At 55.0% G+C, this 19791-nt stretch carries 18 protein-coding genes; 4 read left to right on the forward strand and 14 right to left on the reverse strand.

Annotated features, from left to right (window positions below; all coding sequences use genetic code 11):
* Positions 1–51 precede the first annotated feature (51 nt).
* Genes H9L05_RS12285 through H9L05_RS12295 form a run of 3 tightly spaced genes read left to right on the forward strand, consistent with a single transcriptional unit; the run spans position 52 to position 3601 of the window.
* Positions 52–1032: a hypothetical protein gene (locus H9L05_RS12285; protein WP_187731238.1), complete on the forward strand. Its 981-nt coding sequence runs from the start codon at positions 52–54 to the stop codon at positions 1030–1032.
* On the forward strand, positions 957–2441 hold the full coding sequence (locus H9L05_RS12290; RefSeq protein WP_187731239.1) for a hypothetical protein: 1485 nt from the start codon (positions 957–959) through the stop codon (positions 2439–2441). Before H9L05_RS12285 ends, H9L05_RS12290 begins: the two co-directional genes overlap by 76 nt.
* Entirely contained in the window at positions 2393–3601 is a 1209-nt protein-coding gene (locus H9L05_RS12295; protein WP_187731240.1) for a hypothetical protein, read from the forward strand. Before H9L05_RS12290 ends, H9L05_RS12295 begins: the two co-directional genes overlap by 49 nt.
* Positions 3602–3607: 6 nt before the next feature.
* Here H9L05_RS12295 and H9L05_RS12300 read toward each other — a convergent pair whose 3' ends face one another.
* The 4 genes from H9L05_RS12300 to H9L05_RS12315 all read right to left on the reverse strand — a co-directional run bounded on the left by H9L05_RS12300 (position 3608) and on the right by H9L05_RS12315 (position 7385).
* The gene (locus H9L05_RS12300) at positions 3608–4264 is read right to left on the reverse strand and encodes a hypothetical protein (protein ID WP_187734361.1); all 657 of its coding nucleotides are present in this window, start codon (positions 4262–4264) and stop codon (positions 3608–3610) included.
* Positions 4150–5277, reverse strand: a complete 1128-nt coding sequence (locus H9L05_RS12305; RefSeq protein ID WP_187731241.1) for a family 20 glycosylhydrolase — start codon at positions 5275–5277, stop codon at positions 4150–4152. The genes H9L05_RS12300 and H9L05_RS12305 overlap by 115 nt, the downstream gene beginning before the upstream one ends.
* The gene (locus tag H9L05_RS12310) at positions 5262–5708 is read right to left on the reverse strand and encodes a glycoside hydrolase family 20 zincin-like fold domain-containing protein (RefSeq protein WP_187731242.1); all 447 of its coding nucleotides are present in this window, start codon (positions 5706–5708) and stop codon (positions 5262–5264) included. Before H9L05_RS12310 ends, H9L05_RS12305 begins: the two co-directional genes overlap by 16 nt.
* Before the next feature lie 138 nt (positions 5709–5846).
* Positions 5847–7385 (reverse strand): bifunctional GNAT family N-acetyltransferase/carbon-nitrogen hydrolase family protein, encoded by a 1539-nt coding sequence (locus H9L05_RS12315; RefSeq protein ID WP_223284946.1) that lies wholly within the window; start codon positions 7383–7385, stop codon positions 5847–5849.
* A 528-nt stretch (positions 7386–7913) separates the two neighbouring features.
* Here H9L05_RS12315 and H9L05_RS12320 point away from each other — a divergent pair.
* A complete protein-coding gene (locus H9L05_RS12320) occupies positions 7914–8129 on the forward strand; it encodes a hypothetical protein (protein WP_187731244.1) in 216 nt (71 codons plus the stop codon).
* Positions 8130–8209: 80 nt separating this feature from the next.
* On the opposite strand, the gene H9L05_RS12325 is transcribed toward H9L05_RS12320, so the two are convergent.
* The 10 genes from H9L05_RS12325 to H9L05_RS12365 all read right to left on the reverse strand — a co-directional run bounded on the left by H9L05_RS12325 (position 8210) and on the right by H9L05_RS12365 (position 19671).
* Positions 8210–8866, reverse strand: a complete 657-nt coding sequence (locus H9L05_RS12325) for a CoA transferase subunit B (RefSeq protein WP_187731245.1) — start codon at positions 8864–8866, stop codon at positions 8210–8212.
* 81 nt (positions 8867–8947) lie between these two features.
* On the reverse strand, positions 8948–9691 hold the full coding sequence (locus H9L05_RS25040) for a serine hydrolase domain-containing protein (RefSeq protein ID WP_262892516.1): 744 nt from the start codon (positions 9689–9691) through the stop codon (positions 8948–8950).
* A complete protein-coding gene (locus tag H9L05_RS25045) occupies positions 9616–10281 on the reverse strand; it encodes a serine hydrolase domain-containing protein (RefSeq protein ID WP_262892517.1) in 666 nt (221 codons plus the stop codon). Before H9L05_RS25045 ends, H9L05_RS25040 begins: the two co-directional genes overlap by 76 nt.
* A gap of 73 nt (positions 10282–10354) precedes the next feature.
* Positions 10355–11050, reverse strand: a complete 696-nt coding sequence (locus tag H9L05_RS12335) for a CoA transferase subunit A (RefSeq protein ID WP_187731246.1) — start codon at positions 11048–11050, stop codon at positions 10355–10357.
* A 66-nt stretch (positions 11051–11116) separates the two neighbouring features.
* Complete coding sequence (locus H9L05_RS12340; protein ID WP_187731247.1) at positions 11117–12070, reverse strand: bifunctional riboflavin kinase/FAD synthetase; 954 nt, start codon at positions 12068–12070, stop codon at positions 11117–11119.
* A gap of 28 nt (positions 12071–12098) precedes the next feature.
* Positions 12099–12911, reverse strand: coding sequence for a tRNA pseudouridine(55) synthase TruB (truB, locus tag H9L05_RS12345; RefSeq protein WP_187731248.1), 813 nt, complete (start codon positions 12909–12911; stop codon positions 12099–12101).
* Complete coding sequence (locus H9L05_RS12350; RefSeq protein ID WP_187731249.1) at positions 12908–13696, reverse strand: undecaprenyl-diphosphate phosphatase; 789 nt, start codon at positions 13694–13696, stop codon at positions 12908–12910. Before H9L05_RS12350 ends, truB begins: the two co-directional genes overlap by 4 nt.
* Positions 13697–13699: 3 nt before the next feature.
* Positions 13700–14023 (reverse strand): DUF3098 domain-containing protein, encoded by a 324-nt coding sequence (locus tag H9L05_RS12355; RefSeq protein WP_187731250.1) that lies wholly within the window; start codon positions 14021–14023, stop codon positions 13700–13702.
* A gap of 60 nt (positions 14024–14083) precedes the next feature.
* Positions 14084–14983 carry a cell division protein FtsX gene (locus tag H9L05_RS12360; protein WP_187310194.1) on the reverse strand — a complete coding sequence of 300 codons (900 nt, stop codon included), beginning with the start codon at positions 14981–14983 and terminating at the stop codon, positions 14084–14086.
* Positions 14984–15105: 122 nt separating this feature from the next.
* A complete protein-coding gene (locus tag H9L05_RS12365) occupies positions 15106–19671 on the reverse strand; it encodes a translocation/assembly module TamB domain-containing protein (protein ID WP_187731251.1) in 4566 nt (1521 codons plus the stop codon).
* Positions 19672–19791 lie beyond the last annotated feature (120 nt).

A 19791-nucleotide genomic window follows, 5' to 3' on the forward strand; every position in this document is an offset into this window, starting at 1 on the left:
GCTTCGCACGTTGTGGAGCTGAAAAAAGCCCCCGCTTGAAACATATCTAGCATGAGTAGCAGCATTACGCAAAGTCTTCCGCGTTTCAGCCTGCTACTCACGTTTTTACTGTTGGCTCAGGTGGTAGCGGCTCAGCAAATTGGGCCGCCGTCTACGCGCCGCTGCCGCTGGGTGCGCCTGCTACCCAACCGCGACACCACCAACTTTTCGTTGCCCGATACCCTAACGATTGTTCCGGCGTCGGTAACAGCGAATGGGCGCTCCGTCGGCTACAACCCAAACACGGATCAGTACCGCATTATCCGGTCTTCCCGTCGGTTTCCAGCCCCCGATCCTGGCCAACCAGATATTGTGTTTCAGCCCACTGGGCCCGATTCGGTGCTGGTCTGTTATCGGGTACTGCCGCTACGGCTGGCGACGCCGGTAGCTCGTCGCCCGCGAACGCTTATTGACAGCGTCAATTTTGCCCCCCGGTCATTCGGCTACAACGATTTTGCGGTGAAAGAGCAGATTCTGGCAACGCCAGGCATCAACAAAACGGGTAGTCTGGCGCGCGGCATTTCCTTCGGCAATACGCAGAATGTCTTTGTGAACTCGGCGCTGAATCTGCAGCTGGAGGGCAAACTCACTGATCAGATTAATCTCACGGCCGCTATTTCAGACCAAAATGTGCCGTTTCAGCCCGAAGGCAATACCCAGCAGCTGCAAGAGTTCGACCGCCTTTATATTACCCTTACGCATCCGCGCTGGAGCCTGACAGCCGGCGACGTAGTGCTGCGCAACCGCCCCGATTATTTTCTGAGGTTTTACAAAAACGTGCAAGGGGCTGCTGTGGAGGCGAAACTAACCCAAGGTGCCGGCAAGCGTAGCGTAACCACTGCCGCGGCCGGCGTGGCCAAGGGCAAGTTTGCCTCCATCGAATTGCCCCCCTGGAAAATGTTCAGGGCCCATACCGTTTGCGCGGCACGAATGGCGAGCAGTTTATCGTGGTTCTGGCTAATTCGGAGAGGGTATACCTCGATGGTCGGCTGATGACGCGGGGCTTCGATTTCGATTATATTATTGACTACAACCAAGCTGAAGTCACGTTTTCGCCCCAGCACCTGATTACCCGCAACTCGCGCATCCGGGTTGATTTCGAGTATTCTGATTTCAACTACGCTCGCTCCCTATTCGATCTGAGCCATTATCAGGAGTTGGGAAAGCTGAGCTTACATCTGAATTACTACCGTGAGTCCGACAACCCCGACAACTCACCTAACCTGATTCTGAACGAAACCGATCGTGAGCTGCTGCGCAATATCGGCGACAACGTGAGCTTGGCAACCACTCCCGGCGCCGACTCAGTTGCCTACGACCGCCGCCAGGTGCAGTACCGCCGTGAAGTGCTGACGTTGCCCGGTGAGGAGCCCATTCCCATATTTGTGTACAGCACCGACTCCACGCGCGGCGTGTACAATGTGCGTTTTACAAGCGTGACTCAGAACGAAGGAGATTATATTCTGAGCACCAGCGCGGAGAATATCAACGCCAATGGCCGCGTATTTCAATACGTAGGAGCGGGAAGGGGAAACTACAGGGCAGAGCGACGTTTGCCCACCCCCCTGCAAAAGCAGCTCGTGACGGCCGGTGCCAGCTACCGCCTCGATTCGACCAGTACCGTGTTCATGGATCTGGCTTCATCCGAACTGGATTTGAACCGGTTTTCGCCCCAGTCGGATCAAGGCCGCGCTTTCCGGGTGGGCTACGCAGTACTGGATAAGCCTGTAAATCTGCCATTTATGAAGCAATACAAGCTGCGCTCTACGCTAGACTATGAGTACAGCAGCCGGCAGCTTGCTCCTATCGACCGCTACCGCGATATCGAGTTTGACCGCAACTGGAGCACCGCAAGCACGGTGCAAGGCAATGCCGCTTTCAGGCCCGCCCGCGAGGATAATATTTTTAACTTCTCGGCTGGCTTAGTAAAGAATGAAAAGAATGCTTTTTCCTACCGCCTAAGTCGGCGCTACCGGGCAGGTGAGGTGAGCGGAGTGCAGCACTGGGTGGACGCAGCCCAGCAAATTGGCGACGTGGAGTTGCGTGGGGGGCTTTTTGTGTTGAACTCGCAGGCGGGAGCGCGCCAGTCCAACTGGGCGCGGGGCGAGGCAACAGCCCGATTTGTTCGGGGGCAATTGTGCCGGGCTACGCGTATCGTTTCGACAAAAACAGGGTGTCGCTGCCCGATGGCACTTCGCTCACGTCGGCCAACTACTTCGACGAACATTCTGTGTTTGTGCAAAGCCGCGATAGTGCCACCACGCGCTTTCGCCTCGACTATACCTACCGCCGCGACCAAGCGCCACTCAATGACGAACTGCGCACCCGCGGCCGAGCCCAAACGTGGCAAGGAATGTTTGCGAGTCGCTTGGGCAAAAACCAGGATTTGTCGGTGCTGCTAACCTACCGCGACCTAGCCGCCCGCGACAGTGCTCGCCAACGCACCGTGCTGGGTAAGCTCGACTGGAACGCTTCTCTCTTCAATAATCTGCTGCGCTCAGAGCTAAGCTATAGTGTAGCTACGGGTCGTGAGTTGCGGCGCGATTACTCTTTCTTGCCCGTACCCAACGGCCAGGGCACGCACTTTTACGCGGGCGATGCCAACGCCAATAACCGGCAGGATAAGGAGGAATTTTTTGAGGCCCAAACGCCTGATGCGCAGTATCGGACGCATATCAAGGTGTTTTTGCCCACCGATGATTACATCATCGCCTTCACCAACCGCTTCAGCTACCGTCTCACTAGCAGTTTGCCCCGACAATGGCGCGATCAGCCAGGCATCCGCGGTTTCGCTGCCCGGTTTACTAGCATCAGCACTGTATCGTTGGATCGGCGCACTACCGAGCGCGACCTGAGTTCTCGTCTCAATCCATTTGCCTTTCAGACCGAAGATCAGTTTTTGCTCTCGCTGAATAAGCTTCTGCGTAATACGCTGTATTTCAATCGTTCCAATCCCATTTTTGGGGCTGAGTTCACGGTGCAGCAAACCCAGCAAAAGGCGCTTCTCACCCAAGGCACCGACATTCGCAATCTGGCCAGCCAGTCGGTGTTGTTGCGGCGGACGCTGGCGCAGTCATTCACGAGCCGCCTCATCACCACCCGCAGTATTCGCGAAAACACGTCTAACTACCTCGAAACCCGTAATTTTCGGGTGCTGCTCTATGAAGTTGCGCCCGAGCTGAGCTACCAGCCGAGCCCGGCCCTGCGCTTTACCGGCACCTATCTGCATTCCAACAAACGCAACACCTTTGCCGGGCCTGATGAGAATACCCGTGGCGTTTTCGACGAACTAGGAGTGGAAACCCGTCTGAGTCAGGTGAGTAAGCGCACCCTTACGGCGGCCACGCGGTACGTGCGCATCGATTTTGAAGGCAATCAAGCTTCGGTTGTAGCTCTGGAAATCCTGAATGCTCTGCGCCCCGGCAACAATCTGACGTGGAATGTGAACGTGGAGCAGCGGCTGAGCAATGGTCTGAACGTGACGTTAGCTTATGATGGCCGCAAGCCCAATGGGCTGAGCGCCGTGCATACGGGTCGGATGCAGGTATCGGTGCTGTTTTAGTGCAGCTTATTTGCTTTCAATCAACTTTCGTACGCTTGCTATCATTGCCAGTTCCGCTTGTCCGGCCGGTGCTTTGGCAGCATCGAGTTGCTTGAGCGCTGCGGTTTGCCAGGCAGTTGAAGGCTTTTCGCCTTTTTCCATTTGCCGTAGCCGCACCAGAGCCAGCGCCGAAATACTACTTAGCTGCGCCGACAAAGGCGCGTATTCCTGCAAGCTAGGCTGAGCCAGAAGCATCGGGCGCACAAGGGCGTCATTCAATTGCCATTGGCGCAACGATGTCGCAACGGCTACGGCGGCCACTTTAGATTCGGCAGTAAGCGCAGAACCAGTCTGGGGGGCATTTTGACGCAGCTGCAACAGTTTATCGACTGCCACGCCGAACTCGCGAGCCGCATCCGACTCAGCTGGCGCGGCATCGACCAGCCGGTTTAAGGGCGTCTGGGTTGTGTACTTCATACCCTGAAAGTGACGCTTATATTCCTTCACGGGCTCCAGTACGCTGGCAAATGTGCGTAGCGGAGCCACCTCCCGACCTGCGGCCAACTGAGTCAGGATTTTCTCCGGCGCACGCTTATGCTGGAGGCCCAGCGTTTCGAGCAGGGTAGAAATGCCCCCAGCCGCCGGTACATATCCGGTACATCCTTCACCATAGCCGGCGACCAAAGCCGTTCAGCAATAGCGGCCGCGCGTGGCCAAATGCGACTATCGACAATAACTGAATCCGCAAACTCGGCCCACATTGTGGCCTCACCGCCCAGGATGCGCTGCTTTTCAACGGCCGTAAGCGGCGCGTCGGCGGGCAGCGGATCGTTGAGGTAATGTGAAGCAGCACTGTAGTTTAGGTCGATGTAATAGCCATTGGATAGGATAGTGGCGTGGCCGGCTTTTGCGGCTTCATAAAGACCCTTGCGGCCACGCCAGCTCTGAATAACGGCGCTGGGGGGCAAACCCGGACCAAGTATCTCGTCCCAACCCACCATCTTCTTACCCCGCGCCGTTACCGATTCCAGAATGCGCCGATTAAAATAAGTCTGTAAGGCATGTTTGTCGGGCTGGCCTTTGGCGGTCATGAAGCCTTTCTGCTTCATAAACTCCACGATGCGCGGGTTGCGCCGCCATTGCCGGCCGTCGTTCTCGTCGCCGCCAATGTGAAAATAAGGGTCCGGATAAAGCGCTCCCATTTCCCCAATTAAGGTGTCAAGAAGTTGGTAGGTCGTTTCCCGGGTGGGGTCCATAGCAATGTTAAGCACTCCCCAGCGCTGCGCCACGCCATACGTTGAATCGTTGCTGGCCAGCACGGGGTAAGCGGCCAGCCAGCTGGTAGCGTGGCCGGGCATATCGAACTCCGGGATAACCCGAATGCCGCGGGCCGCGGCGTAGCGTAATACTTCTCGCACTTGCGCCTGGGTATAATACTGCCCTTCGCTTCCTACTTCGTGAAGGCGGGGCAATGTTTTGCTTTCCACCCGAAATCCTTGATCATCTGATAGATGCCAGTGCATGACGTTGAGCTTCACCGCCGCCATACCATCCAGGTTGCGCTTAATCACAGCTACCGGCATGAAGTGTCGGGCAGCATCGATGAGTAGGCCACGCCAACCAAATCGGGGCTGATCGGTGATGTCTACTTCGGGGAAATAGAAGTTCTTTTTATCCTTGGTCAGCAGCTGACGCAAGGTTTCCAGCCCCGCAAGGCACCTAAGCTAGTAGGCGCGTCCAGCGCAATGCCCGCCGGAGTTACGCGCAGACTGTAGCGCTCCTCATCGCCGGCCTCCATATGCCCCACCTGACCGTAGCGGATGGTAAGATCGGCGGCACCGGAAGAAGTAAACTCAGGAGCTAAGCGCTTTGCATCTGTTTGCTGAATTAGCCAGGTGCTCATGCGCTGGGCAGCGGCTCGTACAGCCGAATCGGGAGTAGCAGGGGCGTTAAGCTGTATGCGCCAGGTATTTTTCAGGGCGAAACGGCTTGCTCCCCATTTTACCTGGGCGGGCACTGGCAATAAGCTGCGCGTCTCCGCCGCCGACGGTTGGGCGTAGCTATTATTGCTGAAAAGCAGTAAGAGACAGGTAAGGAAAGCGAAAGATAAAGAGTGGTGACGAAGCATATGGACAGTAGCAGATAGGTGTCAAAATTAACCAGCTTATTTTATCTCAGCTGTTTGTTACGCATTCTAAGCTTTTTGAATAGAAAAAGCCCCCACATAGTATTGTGGGGGGCTTTTTCTATAAGTATTCAACGGTAGTTACCCAGCCGCTATAGCCTTGCGCTTGCCTGTGCGGGGCGCACGCTCTTCGCCTTGGCTTAGCAGTTCGTCATCACGATCGGCTTTCTTTACCACCCAACTCACGGAGTACAAATCCTTGCGACGGTCGCGGAGGTTACGCACGGCGCCGCTGCTGTTCAGGTCCTTAAGCAAGTCCAGGTCGAGGTCAGCAATGAGGGTCATCTCCGTATTCGGCGTGGCCTCGGCCACAATGGCGTCGTGGGGGAATGCGAAGTCGGAAGGGCTGAACACGGCCGATTGCGAGTACTGAATGTCCATGTTCTCGACGCGCGGCAGGTTACCCACCGAACCCGTAATAGCTACATAGCACTCATTCTCGATGGCGCGGGCCTGGGAGCAGAGCCGCACACGCTGGTAGGCGTTCTTGGTGTCAGTCCAAAAAGGAACAAACAGGATTTTCATGCCTTCATCGGAGAGCATGCGGGCTAACTCAGGAAACTCCACATCGTAGCAGACGAGGATACCGATTTTGCCAAAATCCGTTTCAAAACACTTGAGCTTATCACCACCGCGCATACCCCAGTAGCTGGCTTCATCGGGCGTTACGTGGAGCTTGTATTGCTCGTCCATGGTGCCATCGCGGCGGCAGAGGAAAGCCACGTTGTGCAGCTTGCCATCTTCATACACAGGCATGGAGCCGGCCACGATATTGATGTTGTAGCTTACTGCCAGCTCCATCATTTTCGCTTTGATGGGCTCTGTGAAAGCAGCCATGGCCCGGATAGCTACCGAGGGCGAATCCTCGTTGGTAAGCGCCATGAGCGGGGCATTGAAGAACTCCGGAAACATCACGCAGTCCGACTTATAGCCACTGACGGTATCTACGAAGAACTCGATTTGCTGCAATAGGTCTTCGAGGCTGCGGGTGGCGCGCATTTGCCACTGTACAATGCCAATGCGCACATTGCTTTTCTGATTGCCAATCAGCTTCTCTTCTTCCTCATAGTACACGTTTAGCCATTCCAGAAGCGTAGCAAAAGCTTTCGACTCAGAATCATAAGGCAGGTAGCCGCGAATGATTTTGCGAACGTGAAACTCGTTGGAAAGCTGGAAAGTCAGGATTGGGTCCGTGATTTCCTTGTTACGCACCATTTCCACGTACTTGGCTGGGGTCATTTCGTCGGCGTAAGCCGCGTAGCCCGGAATTCGCCCCCCAGCCACCATCGCACGCAAATTTAGGTTCTCACAGAGTTCCTTGCGAGCATCATAAAGACGCCGACCCAGCCGTAGGGAGCGGTACTCAGGGTCCACGAATACGTCGACACCATAAAGGGTGTCTCCATCAGGGTTGTGGGTGTCAAACTTACCGTTGCCAGTGATTTTGGCGTAGGTATGGCGGTCTCCAAAGTCGCTGTATTGCACGATAATAGCCAAAGCGGCGGCTACTAAAGTGCCGTTGTCTTCGATGCCAATTTGTCCCTCTGGAAACTTGCGGATCAAAGCGGAATACTCGTCAGATGACCAAGAGCCCTCCATGTTGGAGTACACCTTATCCATGATGCCTTTCACTGCCTTAAAGTCGGAGCGGCGCAAGGTCCGGAGTACCAACTTGTGAGCTGGTACGGCTGTCGGCGTAAGCAGCTCGGGAATTGGCAATGATGGTTTGTCCGTAATTTTTTTGGCGTGGCTGCCACCAGTGCCAGCCTTACCGTTTGAACTTGTTGCCATAGGTATTATGTGGTTTTGTAAACGCAATCGAAAGGCCAGTATCCTATTGGAAATATACTGTTAGAACGTGGCTTGTGGGTAGGGTACTCTGCTTTGGGCCCTAAGGTTTATAGAAGGGCCTTCCAAAACCGGAAAGATTGCCACTATTGCTAAGGCTCAGCTTGGAAGTAAGCCTACTTCCTTATCAGTGCAGCTTAATAAATGAAAGCGGAGTTAAGAACAGCCAATGGCCTAAAGAAAGATAAGCAGATGCCGCGGGAGATAACTACAAGGTGCAAAGATTCGTTTCGGGTAGTAGTGATTCACTCTTAGCACCCTAGCCTTATGCGCGCTGTCCGCTTCCTTCTTCTGTTCTTTGTGCTTGCGTCCGTTGGGGCGTGTACTTCAGATCCTGCCGCTTCCGATGCGCCAACAAACGGCGCCGATATGACGCCAGCTGCCACTTCCAACGATACATCAGCCGTTGCTGAACGCGTTGATTCAGCCGGGCCAGTGCCCGACATGCCCCAGAATGTACGTTCCGAGGAATATTCTGCCCCACCCCGCAAAACGACGACAACTGGAAACCAGTAACGCTACACGTTGGTAGTGCGATAAATAGCAAAAGCGGGCTTTACCCGCTTTTGCTATTTATCGCACTACCAGTTATCAGACTATAATTGCATTTCCGGCACGCCGCCCTCGGGTACTACGAGTTTGCCGGCTGTTGCAGCTTTAATTTGTTCTACACTCACGCCGGGTGCTCGTTCACGGAGCACAAAGCCATCCGGCGTAACATCGATTACGGCCAACTCCGTTACAATTTTCTTCACGCAGCGCAAACCAGTAATCGGCAAGGTGCAATCGGGCAATAGCTTGCTACTGCCATCTTTGGCCACGTGCTGCATGGCTACAATGATGTTTTTGGCGGAGGCTACCAGATCCATGGCACCGCCCATGCCTTTCACCATCTTGCCCGGAATCTTCCAGTTGGCGATGTCGCCGCGCTCGGATACTTCCATAGCTCCCAAAATGGTCAAGTCCACGTGCTCGCCGCGAATCATGCCGAAGCTGTCGGCGGAGCTGAAGAGGCTGGAGCCGGGGAGCGTGGTTACGGTTTGCTTGCCTGCGTTGATGAGGTCAGGATCTACTTCGGCCTCGGTAGGGAAGGGGCCCATACCCAGCAAGCCATTTTCGGACTGTAACTCGACGTTGATGCCTGCCGGAATATAATTCGCTACCAGCGTGGGAATGCCGATGCCAAGATTGACGTAATATCCATCGCGCACTTCCTGAGCGATGCGTTTAGCGATGCCGTGTTTATCAAGCATAAGAAGTGTCATGAACCACTGATTCGACGGATGAGTCGGAGTCGCGGATTATGTGGGTGGGAAAGTGGGAGGGTTACAGAATTACTTCGCTGCGGGAGCCGCCACCGCAGCGGGAGCCATCTGCTGCGGTGCCAGCGACTGATAAACAGCCGTTTTGAACTTGTCGGCCAGGGCGCGGGCCGTACCGCTGGGATACTTCTGGGTATAAATCAGGGCCACTAGTTTTTCTTTAGGGTCGACCCAGTAGGTAGTGCCAAAAATGCCCCCCCACTCGTATGAGCCTTCCGATAAGCCGGGCTGTTTTGCAGCCGCGCTCTGGGCGGTAGTGACGCTGAAACCCAGGCCGAACTTATTGCTGCCTTGGTTTATTTCACCCATTTGGTTCTGAGTTATCAAGGCCACCGTGGCAGGCTTGAGCAGGCGGCGGCCGTTGTGCGTGCCGTTGTTCAGCATCATTTGCAGAAAGACAGCATAGTCATCTATGGTTGATGAGAGGCCCGCACCGCCTGAAAAGTACGTGCCTGCCTCTTTGGGATAATCTGGTATCATGCCTTGGCGCGGACGCATAGGCACGGTGGTTTTCGTGGCTGCATCCTCGGTGTAGAGCTTGGCCAGCCGCGCTTGCTTACTGGCCGGCAGGTAGAAATAGGTGTCCCGCATACCCAGCGGCTCGAAAAGTCGCGTGCGCAGGTATTGGTCCAGCGACTGGCCCGACAGTACCTCAATCAAGCGGCCCAGCACGTCTACGCTCAGCCCGTAGGTGAACCGCTCGCCCGGCTGGTGCATGAGCGGCAGCGGCCCCAGCGCGTCCATGGACTTAGCCAAATTGCCCCCGGCGTGCCGATGCCGCTTGGAATGTTTGCCTTTGCATAAATGGCTTGTGCTTCCTTGCTGCCGATTACCGGATAGCTGATGCCCGACGTGTGCGTAAACAACTGCCGGATGGTGACTTCGCTTTTGGCCGGTACGGTGGTGTACGTGGAGTCCTTCTCATTGAATGTTGCCAGCACTTTGGGGTTGGCGAAGGCTGGCAAATACTTCGAAATGGGGTCGTCGAGCTGAAACTTGCCTTCGTCATAGAGCAGCATCAGGCCCACGCTGGCCACTGCTTTGGTTTGGGAGGCAATACGCATAATGGCATCGGGGCGTAGTGGGGTTTTGGCCGCCATGTCGTCCACTCCGAAAGCTTTGCGGTAGACTACTTTGCCGTCGCGCATCACCAGCGCAATTGCGCCGGGCACGCGACTGTCGGCCGTGTACTCCTGCAGTAGTTGGTCAATGCGCTGGAAGTTGGCCGGCTTGGGCGCCATCATCGCCTTGCTCGGGCGAGTGGTCTTTTTAGCCGGTGCCGCAACCTGAGCAAAAGTGCCGTAGCTGCTTAGCGCCAACAACAGAATAAGGGAAGTCTTTTTCATAGTACCGTCTAAATCTTCAGTCAACGCTAATCAGATGGGCTGAATCACAACTTCCGCAAATCAGCAACTAAACTTAGCTGCGCACGGTCCGTTGCTCGATGCGCTTCTCGTAGTTCTTACCCTCAAATATGCGCTGCACGAAGATGCCGGGCGTATGAATCTGGTTGGGGTCAAGCGCGCCGGCAGGCACAAGTTCCTCTACTTCGGCCACAGTAATCTTGCCGGCCGTGGCCATCATGGGGTTGAAGTTGCGGGCGGTGCCTTTGTAGATGAGGTTGCCGGCGGTGTCGCCGCGCCAGGCCTTTACGAAGGCATAATCAGCGGTGAGGCCGGTTTCGAGCAAGTACATTTTGCTTTTAAACTCCCGACTTTCCTTGCCTTCGCCTACTTCAGTACCATAGCCGGCAGGCGTATAAAATGCTGGAATACCGGCTCCGCCCGCTCGAATGCGCTCGGCCAGAGTGCCCTGCGGAATTAATTCTACCTCCAGTTCACCTGTTAATAGCTGCCGCTCAAACTCTGCATTCTCACCCACATAGCTCGATATCATCTTGCGCACCTGCTTGGTTTGCAATAAGAGCCCGATACCAAAATCGTCGACGCCAGCGTTGTTGCTGATGCAGGTCAGCTCTTTCACTCCGAGGCGCAGCAACTCCTGAATAGCGTTTTCGGGGATGCCACAGAGGCCAAAGCCGCCGAGCATCAGCGTCATGCCGTCAGTAATGCCGTGCAGGGCCGCCTGGGCGTCGGCTACAACTTTATTTATCATATCGGGTGGGGTAGTTGGGAGCGGAAAGTTAAAAGGATAATGGATTCCGCGGAAGAGGACGGCAAATTAGCCCCCCACCAAATGCTGGCGGGCTGCATCGGCGTCTTTGGCCAATTGTGCCTTCAACTCATCTAGGTTCGCAAATTTTTGCTCATCGCGGAGGCGGGCTATCAACTGAATGGTCAGCGGCTGCTCGTATATGTCATCCGAGAAATCCAGCAGATGTACTTCAATGGTTTGCGCCAAATTGCCCCCTACGGTAGGACGCACGCCAATATTGAGCATGCCCTGCTGCACATCCCCGTCGGCGGTGGTAGCCAGTACGGCGTACACGCCATGAGCCGGCACCAGCTTAGAGGCCTCCTCCAGTTCCAGATTGGCGGTAGGAAAACCGATAGTGCGGCCGAGCTGCTGTCCGCGTACCACTTTGCCAGTCAGTGAGTAAGGATAGCCGAGGTGGCGATTGGCCGTGGCAATGTCGCCGCTAAGCAGAGCGCGACGGATGCGGGTGCTGCTCACCCCAACCGCGTCTACGTCTTCGCGCGGAATCTCTTCTACTTCCAGGCCGTAGCGGTCGGCATGTTTGCTAAGGTATTCAAATCCTCCTTCGCGGTTTTTGCCAAAACGGTGGTCATAGCCTATTACCAGCTTTTTTGTTCCTACCGTGCGTAGGAGCAGCTGCTGAATATATTCCTCGGAAGAAAGCTGCGCGAACTCGCGGGTAAATGGAACAATCAGCAGATAATCGACACCAAACTGTTCAAGGCGCTCAATTCGCTCATCCAAGGTAGAAAGCAGCTGCAAATCAAGCGGCTCCGGGTGAGTAGGTGGTGGGTCGAGCACCAGGCGCGGGTGCGGCCAATAGGTAATGACTACGGCCGGGCCACCGCTTTGCCGGGCCACTTCCAATAGCCGATGAAGGATTTTCTGGTGCCCTACATGTACGCCATCGAAGGTGCCGCTCGTCACGACAGCTTGACCTAGAAACGGGAATTGCGCCGGGTCACGGAAAACTTGCATCTGCTTGGGTGGCTAAATGACGGGAAAACTATTCCTGGGGGGCTTTTTCGTCGGCGGCGGAAGCTGCCGCGGCGGTAGAAGCGTCGTAGTAAGCTAAGCCCTGGCGCACAGGTCGCCGCCGGTTATCGGCTGGCCGCGCTTGCTTGGCTAGGTCAGCTTCTGAGCGGGGTGGGCGCAGGGCTTCAATATCAGCTATAGTAAGTGCATCCGATAATGAGTACTCCCCAATACGAGTGCGAGCGAGCTGGGTAAGATGCGCGCCACAGCCAAGAGCCACTCCAAAATCCCGAGCGAGACTGCGGATGTAGGTGCCTTTAGAGCATACCACCCGAAACTGAATATCAGGCAAGGAAATGCTGGTTAGCTCAAACGCGGTAATAGTAATTTGCTTACTCTTGATTTCGGCAGTATCGCCACGGCGGGCTACTTCGTAGGCTCGCTCGCCATTGATTTTTACGGCTGAGAATAGCGGCGGTGTCTGCTCAATAAGGCCCACGAAAGGCGCAGTAGCTGCTTGCAGGTCGGCCTCGGTGAGGTGGGCATAGGGCAGCTCCGCATCGACGGGCGTTTCCAGATCGAAGCTAGGCGTGGTCTGGCCGAGGCGAAAGGTGCCAGTATATTCTTTCTCCTGCGCCTGAATCGAGTCGATGTCCTTGGTTTTCTTGCCCGTACACAAGATGAGCAAACCAGTTGCTAACGGATCGAGTGTGCCCGCGTGGCCTATCTTTTTGATGCGCAGCATGTTTTTCACCTTGCGCACCACGTCAAACGACGTCCAGGTAAGCGGCTTGTCCAGTAACAAAACCTCGCCGGCCTCAAAGTCAAATTCCTTCTGCTTCATATCAATTGCAGATCAATACCCAACCCTATCATTAGCAGAATAATAACGCCGATGCCGATGCGATATATGCCAAAGGACCGGAAGCCAAAGCGCGACACAAAGTTTACAAACGAATTAACCGCCAACAGCGCCACCACAAACGCTACCACATTACCAAACGCCAGCACTTGCAAATCGCCGGGCTGTAGCGGCGTGATTTTGTAGGCTTTATAGAGTTGATACGCAGTAATAACAAACATGGTGGGCACCGCCAATAGAAACGAAAAGTCGGCGGCGGAGCGGCGGTCGAAGCCCTGGCTAAGACCACCTACGATGGTGGCCGCCGAGCGCGACACGCCCGGAATCAGGGCGATGCACTGAAACAAACCGATTTTGAACGCCTGCTTGATGTTGGGTGTGGTCACTTGCTTGCGCTCCCCATCAAACCACTTATCAACGAACAGTAGAATAATGCCCCCCAGGACCAAGGAAATGGCTACCACCGTCACGCTTTTCAATAATTCGGTGATTACGTCTTTCAACACGAAGCCCAGAATTCCAAACGGAATAAAGGCAACGGCCAGCTTTAGGTAAAAATCAAAGCTCTGCAAAAAGCGGCGCCAGTACAGCGCAACTACCGACAAAATAGCCCCAAACTGAATAGAGGTAATGTAAACTTCCGTAAACGGAGCTTGCCCGATTCCGAGCAGATTGGCCACAATAATCATGTGGCCGGTGCTGGATACCGGTAAAAACTCCGTCAGACCCTCCACAATTGCGAGGATCAGCGCATGCCAATAATTCATCTATTAACGCTTGTAAGTAGGGCGTGCTGCCGGGGTAGGGGCAACCACTGGTGGCGAGACGCTGGCAGTTGAGGCTGCCTCCACTGAAATAGTCTCGGCGGGGGTTGAACTTTGCCCCCCAGGCTTAGCCATAATGGCAAAAAACTCAATAATGAACCCAACAACCAATAAAATGGGACCAAGTGTGATGCCCAGAAACCCAAGGCCGTAGTCCGCAGTGTCGAGGGTCATGGTGATAAACCCTGCCACCAACATGGCCAAGCCTATAAACATGAGCCGATAATTGCGTGGCCCGAAAGCGAAATGGGAAGTGGGGCGTTGTTCCATGGAATCCAAATGGGGTTTCAAGCTATGTATTCGGCACAGCTTGATAGAGGTGAGTTAATGTTAATATAAATCGTCGAGCGACATGCCTAGGTACTTCCGCACGGCGCGGTAGGAGCTGAAAAAGCCAATGACGCAGCCTAGCACGACCATCAGTACCAGCAAAGCGCCAATTAACCGCTCATCGAGCAAAAGCCGAAGCTCATCTACCTGCAAGTAAGCGTATTGCTGCAAAGCCAGGAGAATAAGGGCCGCCAAGGTTCCGCTAACAAAGCCTTGCCAGGTAGCACGTCGCAAAAACGGGCGTTGAATAAAGAAGGAAGTAGCCCCAACCAGCTGCATACTCCGAATCAGGAAACGCTGGGAGAATAGAGCCAACTTGATGGTATTGTTAATGAGTATCGTCACGACGAGCGTAAGTACCACGGCAAAGCCAAGCAGCACTAGGCTGAGCTTGCGTACATTCTGGTTGATGCTGGTAATCAGGCTTTGTACGTATTGCACTTCATGCACGCCACTTTCAGCGCGTAGCTCCTGCTCTATTTTGCGCAGGTTGAGCGAGTCAGTGTACTCAGAATTGATGCGCAGAATATACGCGTCGCGCAATGGATTATCGCCCAGAAACTGCTGGAAATCTTCGCCGGTTTGCTCGATGAACTGCCGGGCTCCTTCTTCTTTTGATAAGAATCGCACTTGGGGCTGCCGGTCGCGGAAGGCAATATAGGGCTTACTCGAAAAGGCTTGCTGCAAGCGTAGGAGCTGGGCTTCGGGCAGGTCGCGGTCTAGATAGACCTGCATTTCCAGGTTCTCTTTTACTAAGTTGGAAAGCTTGTGGGCGTGAACCAGCAGCAGCCCAAAAAGCCCAATAACCAGCAACGCCAGCGTGATACTAAACACGACCATCGTGTGCGGGTAATTACCCAGCTTTTTCTTACGAGTGGACGAACGGGGAGGTGATGCCATGCCGCAAAGGTAGGATTAGCAATTAGCAATGAACGCAATTACCAGATTTGAATTAGAAAAAAGCCCCCCAGCACCGTCAAAACGCAATTCTGGCCTCCCCACAAACACAGCATAGTGGTCGACTACATAATGGTGCGAGGATCATCGTCTACGATGAGGGCTTCGCGGGCTTTGCGAGCGGCTTCGTCGCGGCGACGAACGCGCTTACGTGCAAAAAGCTCTTGCAACGAATCGAACTGCTCCGTATGCAGCAAGCTGACGGCCGCGCGCGGCTGATTGATGGTTTCTAGGTCGCGGGGCGTGGTCTGGTAGCGTAAGCGCGCCCGAAAACGGCCATCGGGCTGGAGGTAGTATTCCAGACTCAGGTCGCCGAGCAGGGACGTTTGGGCTGTCTGGTCGATGTCGGAACCGGGAACGGTGCCCAGGTTGGTGGAATTGGTAAAGCCGCCTTCGCGGGTCACACGCAGGCGGCCATTCATGAAGCTGTAGCTCAGACGCACCTGCAACGCTTGAAGCTGCTCCTGGGAAAGGCCGTTGAGGTTGAAGTCAATTTCCAGGTTTTGGTCGATCTGGGAAGTAAGCAGACCTAGCTGCGTAGAGAGAACCTGCCCCAGGCTATTGCCGACTGTGTTATTGCTGCCACTCAACGAAAGCTGAGCGAAAGAGCCAAGAGGTGAAAGTTGTTTAAAGACCAATAAACTGAAAACCTGGCGATTGAGCTCTTGCTCGTCGTTGCGAAGAGAGTTAGTAAACGCGGCTAACTCACTTTCTAAAGCTGAAGGGGCGTCATTAAATTCCAATCCTAGTTGAATGGCCGGCAACAACAACGGACCCGTCAGATTCATCACGGCCGTAACGGGAACTACTGCGCCTCCGCTTGCAGTAACTGTGCCTAGTACCGGCGCCAAAGAGGTGCGCTGCGTGTAAGCGGCCGTTACGTTCATCTGACCATCCAGCGGGTTGCCATTCCAAGAAATGGTGCCGCCGGGCCGCACCACAAATTCCTTGTTAATCAGGCCCTGCAAGGTGAAATTATAAGCCCCCCGCACGATTTCGATCTGACCGTACATATTGAATTCGCCGCGTGTATCCACGTTTAGGCGCAACTGCCCCACAGCCGTACCACGAATTACGTCGCCGGTGCTTTCGTCGAGAATAATCTCCACGTAAGCATCCTCAGTCACCGTGAGGTTGAAGTTGAGTTGCAAGCCCGACAAATCAACCCGGCCGGCAGCGGACGCTACGATGGGCACGGTGGAGGTTGTATCGGTGGGCAGGTTGCGATTTACAAACTTGATATAGCTGGCCTGTTCGGCTTTGGCTGCATTATCCAGGGGAAGTGAAACCCGGGTGCCCGCCTCGCTACGCGCCGTCACGTTCACGGTTAGGTTATCGACTGGGCCAAACACACGCGCCTCGCCTGTGCCGTAGGCCCGGCCGAAGTAGAGCTCGTTTTCCTTGCGCGTAGTATTAAGCAGCTGGAGCTTGCGGAAATCGGCGCTCAGATTAAGCACCATATTCTGAAAGCCCTGATGTCGGATTTCCCCGTCGAGCGTGCCTGTATTGCCGAACACGTCGCGCAGCGTTACCTCCCGGAAAACGATACGATCTTCGCGGAAGGAAATACGGTCGGTGAAGCGGTAGGTGGTGCCCAGGTAAATAAACTTGAAACGACCATTGCTCACATCCACGTCGCCCACAAGGTTGGGGCCGGCCAGCGGACCAGTCAGCCGCAGCCGACCCACGGCCGTGCCGCGCATATTGTCGAAGAGTGTGCCTAGCAGGGGTTCCGCTATTTTCACCGGCGCACTGTCGAGCACGGCGGTAAGGTCGAGCTGGCGTATAGGCTCGCGCGGCGCTACGGTGCCGGTCACCGTGAGCACGCGCTGCTGGCTGTTCATCACATCCAGGTTCACACCCAGCTTACTGGTGGTGTTATCCCAGTCGCTGCTGCCCGTAACGTTACCGATCAGGATATCATCAAAGCGAAGCGAATCGACGACCAGCGAGCTGTTCACAACCAGGGCGCCAAAAACGCCGCTCACGGTTCCCTGCGCATTGGCCACGCCCGTAATATTCTGTTTGGTCAGTGAGCTTAGCGTAGCCAGCTCCAGGTTCTGAACGGCAAGCTGTAGCGTTTTGGCCGGATCGGTGGAAATGAAGCCTTGAGCACTTACCTGTTGAGCACCATTCGATAGAGTCAGGCTGCGGATATCAATCTCTTTGCCGGCGTTAGAAATAAGAACTACGTTTTCAGGCGCCAGCGTCCAGTCTTTTCCCAAAAGGTTGAGGCCCGACTGCCGAAATACCACTTGCACGGCCTGCGGCAAAAAAGCTACTGAGCCATTAATAGCACCCCGGTTGGTGGTGCCGGTTTGGGCGAGCGAGGTCGAAAAATTGATTTTGTCCTGATCCCAAACCCCTTCCACGTAGAAGTTTTCTGTCTGATTCAGAAGGGGAAGCTTTTGCTTTTCGGAAGTGATGTTAGCTTGTGCGAGTATTTCGGGCTGATAGGGCAACTTGGAGGTGAGCAACTCCATCGACGTATTCACGGCCCGAATGCTATCGTAGCGCAAGCTGTCAAATTGCCCGGCCAGAGTGAAAATAGAAGTAGGGCCATTGCGGAAAGAACCCTCCACCCGCGAGTAGTCGGATATCTCCAGCTTGGGCACGAATAGCTGAATCACCGGATTAGCGTGCTTCAGATGAAGATCTAAGTCAATAGCATACTCAGAAATTGCCCCCTGGCGCTTGCGGCGGTAGTAGTTGGCGGTCGTAGTCTCGTTGCTTTCGAAGTTGAGCTGATATTCCTTGATGAGCGTCTGCACATCACGGGCTACAGTAGTGAAGTCGAAGTCGCCGTTGGCCGTAAGGTTGAGTACTTCGGAGCGCACAGCCACGCTGCGCTGCCCGTTCTGGCGCTGGCTTACAATATCGAGAGTGTCGATGGCCACGTTGCGGCCGGCGTAGCCCACCTTGGTTTCGCGCAGAATAATGCGGCCAATCAGATCGTCAAGCTTCAATCCCTGAAACCGCAGATCGGCTTTGGTGGCAACGGTAACGGCCTGATCGGTGAGGCCAAGGGCCCGCAAATCGGCGCGACGCACCTGCGCCCGCAAATCGAAAGCCTGCCGCGCCTTGTTCAGGTCTACGCGGCCGTCGGCGGATATCTGCAGGGCGGGGTCATTAATGGCCAGCTTGCCCTCAAAGGTTTCGCGGCTGAACTGGCCGTTGGTGGTGATGTTGCGCAGGCGGTAGCCTTTCAGCCAAATGCTTTGCACGGTGGCATTGGCCCGCAGGCGGGCACCTTCGGGCGTAAAGCCTACGCCTTCCACACGCCCGCTGAAGGCAATGTCGCGCACGGTGCTTTGGTCGCCCAGAAACTTGCCCAGCTGGAAGCCAGTGGTTTTTACCTGGCCTTCATAATTAGAATAGCGCGGATCGGTTTTGAACTTGATATTAACGTCCGAAACCACATCACCCAAAGCAGTATTGAAGGATCCATTGGCGACGAAGTCGTTATAGAAGCCCAGAAATTGCCCTTTGAGCTTCACCGTACCCAAGCGCTGCACATAAGCCCAACCCTTGGCCGGCACGAATTTGCGAATGTCGCGCCCATCAATCACGGAGGGCTGCAAGCGCATTTCCACGAAGCTTTCCTTCAGATTTGGCAGCCCTTCCACGTTTATGTTGCCTACTACGTGCGTGTTTTGCCCGTAGCGCACGTCGAGGTTGCGGGTGGTAAAATTGGTGACGTAGCCTTTGGCCTCACCTGAAAGCAGCACCGTTTCGTTCAGGTCGCGGAGCTGGGGGGCAAAATGAGCGATATCGTCGGAGAAAAGCCGCGTGGGCCCTAGCCGCGCCGTGACGCGCACCGAATCGTTGAAGTGCGTGAAGTTGAGAAAGCGCTTATAGTCAAAGCGAACGTAGTCCTTGAGGTAGCTGCGGCCCACGCGCAGGTCGGTATTGGCAAACTCCCAATAGGTGGGCGCAAACGTCATGTCGGTGTCCCAGTGCTGCACGCGGGTTTTCGAAGGCGTTTCTACGGCGCGCATATCCCGAATGCGGGTGATGATAGTGTCGCCGTGCATTTTGATGCCCGAGAAATCAGCATAGATGCTGTCGACTTGCATGTGTGCGTAGTCGATGCCGTATTTGACGCGCGGCTGGTTTTGCCTCTCTAACACGAAGCGGCCATTGCGCAGCCCCACGCTTTGAATCTGAAAATCGAAGGGCTTTTTAACTTTGGTGGTGTCGGTGGGGCCGAGCAGGCAGCGCACAGCAGACACAAACTGACTTAAATTGGTAGAATCAGGGGCATCGGCGTACGTGACGAGAGCAAAGCGCGGCTCATTCAGCACCAGCTGACCTACATGCAGATGGCGCGGATTCAACAGCGAAAACAGCTGAATATCCGCCTCCGCCTGCCCGATGTGAAACAGCTCGCCGCCGCGCCGGTCCTGCACCTGCACATTCTGGAGCAGCACCCGCGAAAACGGCCGGATATCCACCCGTCCAATACTCACGCGCTGGCCCAGCTTATCCGACAAATAAGTGGCTGCCCGCTGCGCCACTCTCGTCTGTACGCTCGGTATCCGCAGCGCTACCAACACCGTGCCCACCGCCAGCACCACAAGCAGGAGCAGCCCCAGCAGGATTTTGAGCAGAACGGAGATAAAACGGGGCACGGGAAGAGGATGAGCAGAAAGGAATGTAACGACGAAGATGCTGCTTTTCGCCTAATCGTTGGCTGACGTTGCCATAAGTACGAATCAGGGACTTAAACGTGGCCTCAAGATTTCATCATT

Source organism: Hymenobacter qilianensis (assembly GCF_014489555.1).
Lineage (GTDB): Bacteria > Bacteroidota > Bacteroidia > Cytophagales > Hymenobacteraceae > Hymenobacter > Hymenobacter qilianensis.

Bases quoted from the DNA above. Each gene is read 5' to 3' on its own strand.
- H9L05_RS12355 (WP_187731250.1), bottom strand. From the start codon at position 14,023: ATGGAACAACGCCCCACTTCCCATTTCGCTTTCGGGCCACGCAATTAT.
- H9L05_RS12325 (WP_187731245.1), bottom strand. From the start codon at position 8,866: ATGCTTGATAAACACGGCATCGCTAAACGCATCGCTCAGGAAGTGCGC.
- H9L05_RS12295 (WP_187731240.1), top strand. From the start codon at position 2,393: ATGTTTGCGAGTCGCTTGGGCAAAAACCAGGATTTGTCGGTGCTGCTA.
- H9L05_RS25045 (WP_262892517.1), bottom strand. From the start codon at position 10,281: ATGAAAAAGACTTCCCTTATTCTGTTGTTGGCGCTAAGCAGCTACGGC.
- H9L05_RS12310 (WP_187731242.1), bottom strand. From the start codon at position 5,708: ATGCTTCGTCACCACTCTTTATCTTTCGCTTTCCTTACCTGTCTCTTA.
- H9L05_RS12335 (WP_187731246.1), bottom strand. From the start codon at position 11,050: ATGATAAATAAAGTTGTAGCCGACGCCCAGGCGGCCCTGCACGGCATT.
- truB (WP_187731248.1), bottom strand. From the start codon at position 12,911: ATGAAGCAGAAGGAATTTGACTTTGAGGCCGGCGAGGTTTTGTTACTG.
- H9L05_RS12350 (WP_187731249.1), bottom strand. From the start codon at position 13,696: ATGAATTATTGGCATGCGCTGATCCTCGCAATTGTGGAGGGTCTGACG.
- H9L05_RS12285 (WP_187731238.1), top strand. From the start codon at position 52: ATGAGTAGCAGCATTACGCAAAGTCTTCCGCGTTTCAGCCTGCTACTC.
- H9L05_RS12360 (WP_187310194.1), bottom strand. From the start codon at position 14,983: ATGGCATCACCTCCCCGTTCGTCCACTCGTAAGAAAAAGCTGGGTAAT.
- H9L05_RS12340 (WP_187731247.1), bottom strand. From the start codon at position 12,070: ATGCAAGTTTTCCGTGACCCGGCGCAATTCCCGTTTCTAGGTCAAGCT.
- H9L05_RS12315 (WP_223284946.1), bottom strand. From the start codon at position 7,385: ATGGATAAGGTGTACTCCAACATGGAGGGCTCTTGGTCATCTGACGAG.